The organism is Burkholderia sp. Ac-20379, assembly GCF_017104645.1.
Lineage (GTDB): Bacteria > Pseudomonadota > Gammaproteobacteria > Burkholderiales > Burkholderiaceae > Burkholderia.
Map to the genome: position 1 here is coordinate 1 of NZ_JAAGPF010000330.1, position 8,058 is coordinate 8,058.

The 8,058-nt window shown below is 71.1% G+C and carries 7 protein-coding genes; 4 read left to right on the top strand and 3 right to left on the bottom strand.

Features of this window, described 5'->3' with window-relative positions:
- Window positions 1–366: 366 nt before the first annotated feature.
- The 4 genes from G3N92_RS27805 to G3N92_RS27820 all read left to right on the top strand — a co-directional run bounded on the left by G3N92_RS27805 (window position 367) and on the right by G3N92_RS27820 (window position 5,447).
- Entirely contained in the window at window positions 367–2,517 is a 2,151-nt protein-coding gene (locus G3N92_RS27805) for a site-specific recombinase (protein WP_206130793.1), read from the top strand.
- 207 nt (window positions 2,518–2,724) lie between these two features.
- A complete protein-coding gene (locus G3N92_RS27810; protein ID WP_206130794.1) occupies window positions 2,725–4,023 on the top strand; it encodes a class I SAM-dependent RNA methyltransferase in 1,299 nt (432 codons plus the stop codon).
- 196 nt (window positions 4,024–4,219) lie between these two features.
- Window positions 4,220–4,642, top strand: a complete 423-nt coding sequence (locus tag G3N92_RS27815; RefSeq protein ID WP_206130795.1) for a VOC family protein — start codon at window positions 4,220–4,222, stop codon at window positions 4,640–4,642.
- A 100-nt stretch (window positions 4,643–4,742) separates the two neighbouring features.
- A complete protein-coding gene (locus G3N92_RS27820) occupies window positions 4,743–5,447 on the top strand; it encodes a YafY family protein (protein ID WP_206130796.1) in 705 nt (234 codons plus the stop codon).
- 30 nt (window positions 5,448–5,477) lie between these two features.
- On the opposite strand, the gene G3N92_RS27825 is transcribed toward G3N92_RS27820, so the two are convergent.
- From G3N92_RS27825 to G3N92_RS27835, 3 genes are all read right to left on the bottom strand, one after another.
- Window positions 5,478–6,932 (bottom strand): NAD(P)(+) transhydrogenase (Re/Si-specific) subunit beta, encoded by a 1,455-nt coding sequence (locus G3N92_RS27825; protein ID WP_206130797.1) that lies wholly within the window; start codon window positions 6,930–6,932, stop codon window positions 5,478–5,480.
- On the bottom strand, window positions 6,929–7,258 hold the full coding sequence (locus tag G3N92_RS27830; RefSeq protein ID WP_206130798.1) for an NAD(P) transhydrogenase subunit alpha: 330 nt from the start codon (window positions 7,256–7,258) through the stop codon (window positions 6,929–6,931). Before G3N92_RS27830 ends, G3N92_RS27825 begins: the two co-directional genes overlap by 4 nt.
- A 12-nt stretch (window positions 7,259–7,270) precedes the next feature.
- A partial coding sequence (locus tag G3N92_RS27835; protein WP_206130799.1) for an NAD(P)(+) transhydrogenase (Re/Si-specific) subunit alpha occupies window positions 7,271–8,058 on the bottom strand: 788 nt, incomplete at its 5' end.

The following is an 8,058-nucleotide window of genomic DNA, read 5'->3' on the forward strand; positions in this document are numbered from 1 at the left end:
TGTGCCCGGCGGAGACGGCGGACTGAGCGCCGCGTCCGAACGGATTCCCGGCGGACGCGGCGCACGGAGCCGCTCGGCTCCGTGCGCCGTCGTCCTCCCGCGCTGCCCCGTGCTACCGCCCTCGATTTGACAATCCTTGTCATCTCCCGCCCATCCGCCGGCCCGATAATCGGCCGATGCATCGGCCACCGCCCGCTTTTCTGACCGATTGACGCACCCGGGCCGCGCGCGGCAAGCTCCTCCTGACGCGCCGCCTGCCGCACCACACACCGGAAGCCACCGCCGCCGCCCATCCGGCGCGGCGCGTGCAGCCCTCCCGTTCGACCGACCCACGCCGCCACCCGCGGCGCCTGACCGTCCGCTGCCATGTTCCGTTCCCTTGCCACGCTCCTGAAGAAATGGCGCGCCTCGCGCAGCGCCAGCCACCAGCTCGACGCGCTGCTCGCCACCGCCGACGCCGATGCGCCCTACGCCGAGCGCAGCGAATGGCTGATCGAACTCGCGCACTGGCTGCGCCGCGAAGGCAACGTGCAACCGGCCGAGGCCGACGCGCCGGCCCGCCCCGCCGCAACCGACGCCAGCGACGACGACGCACCGCGCCGCTTCGCCTCGCACGCGCGGCTGCGCTACGTGCTGCACGTGCTCGACCGCAACCCGGCCTGGAAGACCAACGTCGCCCGCATGCTGCGCGCGCTGCTGCGCGAAAGCGACGGCATCTCGCTGCTCTGCGACGCGGGCATGCCCGTGCATTCGGGCTTCTTCGGCGCGCTGTTCGAGCGCATCGACGCCTCGCTGATCCCGCCCGCGCCGAACCGCCGCGAGCTGGCCGCGCTGTTCACGCTGATGTTCCCCGCGCCCGGCGACGCCGCCTGGATCGAAGCGCTGCCGGCCGATCTGCTCGCGCGCCTGCAGGCGCTGTTCGCCTACGACATCTCCGACACCGAGCGCCACCAGCCCGGCTCGTTCTCGCGCGACCTGCTGGCCGCGCTGCACAACCTGACGCTGCAGATCAGCTCGACCGGGCTGTCGCAAACCGTGCGCAGCCGGCTGTCCGACGACGACGCGCGCAAGCCCGCCGAGGCGCAGCCGTTCTACCGGCTCACGCGCGCGATGCTGGCCGTGGAAGCCGCGCAGGACGACGCCGGCCAAGCCGAGCCGGCCAAGCTGCTGCACGAGGTCAACTACCTGCGCGTGCTGCTCGACGAATGCCGCCAGTCGGCCGACGACGTGTCCGCGCATCTGTACCGCAACGGCGTGTCGGTCGACATCGTGTTCCAGGTCGAACGCATGCGCATGCGGATCCAGCGCGCCGAGGCGCTGCTCGACGCGTGGATGGCGCGCAACGACCCGCGCGGCCTCGCCCGCCTGACCGCCGAACTGATCGACGCGAACCAGAACAGCCAGAGCGTCTCGCACCTGGTGCGCAGCAATTTCTCGCTGTTCGCGCGCAAGCTCGTGGAAACCAACGCCGACACCGGCGAGCACTACATCACGCGCGGCCGCGCCGATTATCTGAAGATGATGCGGATGGCGGCCGGCGGCGGGCTGGTGACGGTGGCCACCGTGTGCGTGAAGTTCTGGATCACCGGCGCGCACCTGCAATCGATGATCGAGGGCGTGCTGGCCGGCATCAACTACGCGGCCAGCTTCACGCTGATGCACTTCCTGCACTTCACGCTGGCCACCAAGCAGCCCGCGATGACCGCGCCGACGCTCGCGCGCGAGCTCGACGACATCGGCCACGAGGAAGGCGTGCGGCGGTTCGTGGCGTCGGTGGTGGCGCTGATCCGCACGCAGGCGGCCGCGATCTCGGGCAACGTGCTGGCGGTGCTGCCCGTTTGCCTGGCCGTGCAGCTCGGCGCGCACGCGTGGCTGCACGCCGACGTGATCTCCGTCGAGAAGGCGCACGCCACGCTGCGCTCGTTCTCGCTGCTCGGGCCGACGCCGTTCTACGCGGCGCTGACCGGCGTGCTGCTGTGGGCGTCGAGCCTGGTGGCAGGCTGGGCCGACAACTGGTTCGTGCTGCATCGCGTGGGCGACGCGATCGCCTGGCACCGCCGCCTGCGCCTGACGCTCGGCGTGGCCGGCGCGGCGCGGCTGGCGCGCTTCTGCCGCGGCAACGTGGCCGGCGTGATCGGCAACGTCGGCCTCGGCATGATGCTCGGGCTGGTGCCGGCAATCGTCAGCGCGTTCGCGTTCGGCTTCGAGGTGCGCCACGTCACGCTGTCGGCCGGCTCGATCGGCGTGGCGGTGGGCGTGCTCGGCGAGCGCGTGCTCGGCTCGGGCGAGCTGTGGTGGGCGATGGCCGGCGTGCTGTCGATGGCGGTGCTCAACGTGGCCGTCAGCTTCGCGCTGGCGTTCACGATGGCGGTGCGCTCGCGCGCGCTGCGGCCCACCAAGGTGCGCGCGCTGATCGCCGCGATCTGGCGCGCCGTGCGCGCGAACCCCACCAGCCTGATCTGGCCGCAGGCCGCGCGCGGGCAGGACGGCGGCGCGTCGGGATCGCGACCGCACTGAGGCGCGGCAACGCGCGCAGCGGGCCGCAGCGGCTTCGGGATGTGCCGGATCCCCCCCGAAACGCGCGCCGCAGCCGCAAAACCGCCCGCTCGAACAGCGGCCGCCCCGGCAGCCCGGATCAGCGCCGCCCGCCGCCATGCCAATCCGCCCCGGCGCCGGCCCCCGGGCCGCGTACAATGACGGCTTTCGCACGCACCGCCCCGCCTTATGTCCTCTTCTGACTTCGATTTCTTCGCTCCCTGCCCGCGCGGGCTCGAGGCCGCGCTGGCGGCCGAGCTGGCCGAGATCGGCGCCCGCCGCACCGGCGGCGCGCCGTTCGAGGCCGGCGCCCAGGTGCCGGGCGGTGTCCACTTCCGCGGCGGCTGGATGGCCGCAATGGCGGCGAACCTCTATTCGCGGATCGCCAGCCGCGTGCTGCTGAAGATCGCCGATCGCCCGTACCGCAGCGAGCAGGATGTCTACGCGCTCGCGCTCGAACAGGCCTGGGAGCGCTGGTTCGCGCCCACCCAGACGCTGCGCGTCGACATCACCGCGATCAAATCGCCGCTCAAGAGCCTCGAATTCGCGACGCTGCGCGTCAAGGACGCGATCTGCGACCGCCTGCGCGACAAAACCGGCTCGCGGCCGAGCATCGACACCGCGCTGCCCGACGTGCGCGTGTTCGCGTTCCTGACCGCCACGCACTGCACGCTGTATCTCGACACCTCGGGCGAGCCGCTGTTCAAGCGCGGCTGGCGGCTCGACAAGGGCGCGGCGCCGCTGCGCGAGAACCTCGCGGCCGGCATCCTGCGCCTGGCCAACTGGACGCCCGACGTGCCGCTGTACGACCCGATGTGCGGCAGCGGCACGTTCATCGCCGAAGCCGCGCAGATCGCGCTCGACGTCGCGCCGGGCGTCGAACGCCGCTTCGGCTTCGAGAAGCTCAAGCAATACGACATCACCGCCTGGCAAACGCTGAAGGTCGCCGCGATGGACGCCAAGCGCGCCGCGCGCGGCCGCCGCGACGGGCTGCAGGTGTACGGCAGCGACATCTCGGGCGACATGCTCGACAAGGCGCGCGCCAACATCGAACGCGCCGGCGCGCCGGGCGTCTCGCTCAAGCAGGTCGATGCGCGCTTCATGGCGCCGCCGTGCGACGCGCCGGGCCTGATCATCGCGAACCCGCCGTACGGCGAGCGGATCGAGGTGCGCGGGCGCAACGCGCGCGGCGAAGTGCGCGAAACAGGCCGCAACCGCGGCGCCGACGACGCGTTCCGCCGCACCCACACCGACGCGCCGCCCGACAACGAGTTCTTCATCGCGCTCGGCACCGCGCTCAAGCAGCGTTTCACGGGCTGGCAGGCGTTCCTGCTGACCTCCGACCGCTCGCTGCCGGGCCTCCTGCGCCTGCGCGAATCGGCCAAGACGCCGCTGTTCAACGGCGCGCTCGAATGCCGGCTGTTCCGCTTCGACATGATGGCGGGCAGCGTGCGCCGTCAGGCCGGCGAGCCGGGCGCGGACGAATAAGCCGCCGCGCATCGCCAGCGTCACCCGACAGGGCCGGATTTTCCGGCCCTGTCGCGTTTCCGGGCCGGTACCGCATCGTCTTCGCGCGCTGCTGCCGGCTGCTGACAGCACGTTGTCAGCAGCCCCCCGCCACACTGCGTCTCACGCATCCGACGCGATGCGCGCCTTCCCGCCACTTCCTCTCCGGAGACGCACCATGACGACCGCCGCCGCTACCCCCGCTTCCACCACCGCCGCAGCCCCGCTCACGCACCGCCCGATCACGTGGTTCGAGATCCCGACCGTCGATCTCGACCGCGCCACGCGCTTCTACGAAGCCATGCTCGACACCCGCCTGCGCCGCGAGAATTTCGGCGGCTCGCCGATGTCCGTGTTCGACGGCGCAGACGCGACCAGCGGCGCGCTGGTGCAGGATCCGCACGGCAGCAAGCCCGCCAAGGCCGGCCCGGTCGTGTATCTCGGCGCCGGCGAATCGGTGACGGGCGCGATCGAGCGCGCCAGGCGCGCGGGCGGCGCCGTCGACGGCCCGGTGCACGAACTGCCGCGCGGCATCGGCTACATCGCCTATGTGTTCGACACCGAAGGCAACCGCGTCGGCCTGCACGCGAGCGCGCGCTGAACATGTCGCTGCCCGGCGCAAGCCTCACGATGAACGGCGTCGCGCCGCCGGCGCGGCGCTATCATCGCGGCACCGCCCACGCTTTCGCTGCGTCCGCCCCATGACCCGCCGCGCCGACCGCCTGTTCCAGATCGCCGAATTGCTGCGCGGCCGCCGCCTGACGACCGCGCAGCAACTGGCCGAATGGCTCGCGATCTCGCCGCGCACCGTCTATCGCGACATCCGCGATCTGCAGTTGTCGGGCGTGCCGATCGAGGGCGAGGCCGGCATCGGCTACCGGCTCAATCGCGCGGCCAGCCTGCCGCCGCTGACGTTCACGGCCGACGAGCTGTCCGCGCTCGCGGCCGGCGCGCGGATGCTCGAATCGTGGGGCGGCACGCGCTTCGCCGGCGGCGCGCGCTCGGCGCTGGCCAAGATCGCCTCGGCGATGCCGGCCGACAAGCGCATCGTGCTCGACCGCCTGCCGGTGTTCGCGCCGTCGCAGCGCGTCGACGCCGCCTATGCGGAAACCATGGACGTGCTGCACCGCGCGCTGGAAGAACGGCGCGTCGTGCATTTCCGCTATCGGGACAAGAAGGATGCGGCCAGCGAGCGCCGCATCTGGCCGCTCGGCCTGGCCTATTGGGGCGGGCAATGGACGGTATCCGCGTGGTGCGAGCTGCGCGGCGATTTCCGCAATTTCGACGTGGCCCGGATGCGCGGCGCGACCGCGTGCGAGGTGCATCCCGACATCGACGGACGCCGGCTCGCCGATTTCCTGCGCACGCTCGAACGCGAATGCGGCAAGGACTGGCCGGCGGGCTGAACGCCGCGCCGGCCGCTGTCGCCCCCTCGGCTACTCGACCGACTTGACCATGTCCTCGACGACCTTCTTCGCGTCGCCGAACACCATCATCGTCTTGTCCATGTAGAACAGCTCGTTGTCGAGCCCCGCGTAGCCGGACGCCATCGAGCGCTTGTTGACGATCACGGTGCGCGCCTTGTACGCCTCCAGGATCGGCATGCCCGCGATCGGCGATGTCGGATCGTTCTTCGCGGCCGGGTTCACCACGTCGTTCGCGCCGAGCACCAGCACCACGTCGGTCTGGCCGAACGCGTTGTTGATGTCCTCCATCTCGAACACCAGGTCGTACGGCACCTCGGCCTCGGCCAGCAGCACGTTCATGTGCCCCGGCATGCGCCCGGCCACCGGATGGATCGCGTAGCGCACGTCGATGCCCTTCCCGATCAGCGTGTCGGTCAGCTCCTTGAGCGCGTGCTGCGCGCGCGCCACGGCCAGCCCGTAGCCCGGCACGATCACCACCGTTTCGGCGTTGGCGAGCATGAACGCGGCGTCGTCGGCCGAACCCGATTTCACCGGCCGCTGCTCCTTCGCGCCGGCCGCGTCGCCCGCGCCGGCCTCGCCGCCGAAGCCGCCGAGGATCACGTTGAAGAACGAGCGGTTCATCGCGTGGCACATGATGTACGACAGGATCGCGCCCGACGAACCCACCAGCGAGCCCGCGATGATCAGCATCGGATTGTTCAGCGAGAAGCCGATGCCGGCCGCCGCCCAGCCCGAGTACGAGTTCAGCATCGACACCACCACCGGCATGTCCGCGCCGCCGATCGGGATAATGATCAGCACGCCGAGCGCGAACGCGATCGCCGTCATCACGATGAACGGCAGCCATGCCTGCGTCAGGAAGAACAGAATGCCGAAACCGAGCATGCCGAGCGCCAGCATCAGGTTGATCAGGTGCTGGCCCGCGTACACCACCGGCGCGCCCTGGAACAGCCGGAACTTGTATTTCCCCGACAGCTTGCCGAACGCGATCACCGAGCCCGAGAACGTGATCGCGCCCACGAACGTGCCGATGAACAGCTCGATGCGGTTGCCGAACGGGATGAAGTTGGCGGCGGCGGCATCCTGCGGCACGAGGCCGAACGCTTCCGGCTCGGCCACCACGGCGTAGGCGATGCACACCGCGGCCAGGCCGATCAGCGAGTGCATCGCGGCGACCAGCTCGGGCATCTTGGTCATCTCGACGCGCGCGGCCACGTAGGCGCCCACCGCGCCGCCCACCACCAGCGCGCCGAGCACCAGCGCCAGCCCGAGCGGCAGGTTCGCGCCAAGCCAGGCCGCCTGCCGCACGATCAGCGCGAGCGTGGTCAGGATCGCGATCGCCATCCCCACCATCCCGAACAGGTTGCCGCGCCGCGCGGTGCGCGGGTGCGACAGCCCCTTGAGCGCCTGGATGAAGCACACCGAGGCGACCAGATACAGCAGCGTGACGACGTTCAGGCTCATTGCGCGCCCTCCGCCTTGCCGCGGGCGCCGTCCTTCGGCGCTTTCTTGCGGAACATCTCCAGCATTCGCCGGGTGACGAGGAAGCCGCCGAACACGTTGACGGCGGCCAGCGCCACCGCGATCGTGCCGAACACCTTGCCCGTCGTGCCCACCGTCAGCGCGGCGGCCAGCATCGCGCCGACGATCACGATCGCCGAAATCGCGTTGGTGACGGCCATCAGCGGCGTGTGCAGCGCCGGCGTGACGTTCCAGACCACGTGATAGCCGACGTACACCGCCAGCACGAAGATGATCACGTTGATCACCGTGTGATTGATCACTTCCATCGCGGCCGCCCCTTATTTGCGGACCACCTCGCCGTCGCGGCACAGCAGCGTCGCGGCGACGATGTCGTCGTTCATGTCGATGTTCAATGCGCCTTCCTTCGTGACGATCAGCTTCAGGAAGTCGGCGAGATTGCGCGCGTAGAGCGCCGAGGCGTCGGCCGGCACCTGCGCGGCGAGGTTGGTGTGGCCGGCGATCGTCACGCCGTGCACGTTCACCACCTGGTCGGCCACGGTCAGCGGGCAATTGCCGCCGCGCCGCCCGTCCGGGCCCGGCGCGCCGCGGCCGGCGGCCAGATCGATCAGCACCGCGCCGGGCTTCATGGCGGCGACCGTCTCGGCCTGGATCAGCGTGGGCGCGGCCCGGCCCGGGATCAGCGCGGTGGCGATCACGATGTCGGCCTGCTTCGCGCGCTCGTGCACCAGCGCGGCCTGCCGCGCGAGCCACGACGGCGGCATCGGCCGCGCGTAGCCGCCGGTGCCCTGCGCGGCCTCGCGCTCCTCGTCGGTTTCGAACGGCACGTCGACGAACTTCGCGCCGAGCGATTCGATCTGCTCCTTGACGGCCGGCCGCACGTCGGACGCCTCGATCACCGCGCCGAGCCGCTTGGCCGTGGCGATCGCCTGCAGGCCGGCCACGCCCGCGCCGAGCACCAGCGCGCGGGCCGCCTTCACGGTGCCGGCGGCCGTCATCAGCATCGGCAGGAAGCGCGGATAGAGCGAGGCGGCCAGCAGCACGGCCTTGTAGCCCGCGATATTGGCCTGCGACGACAACACATCGAGGCTTTGCGCGCGGGTGGTGC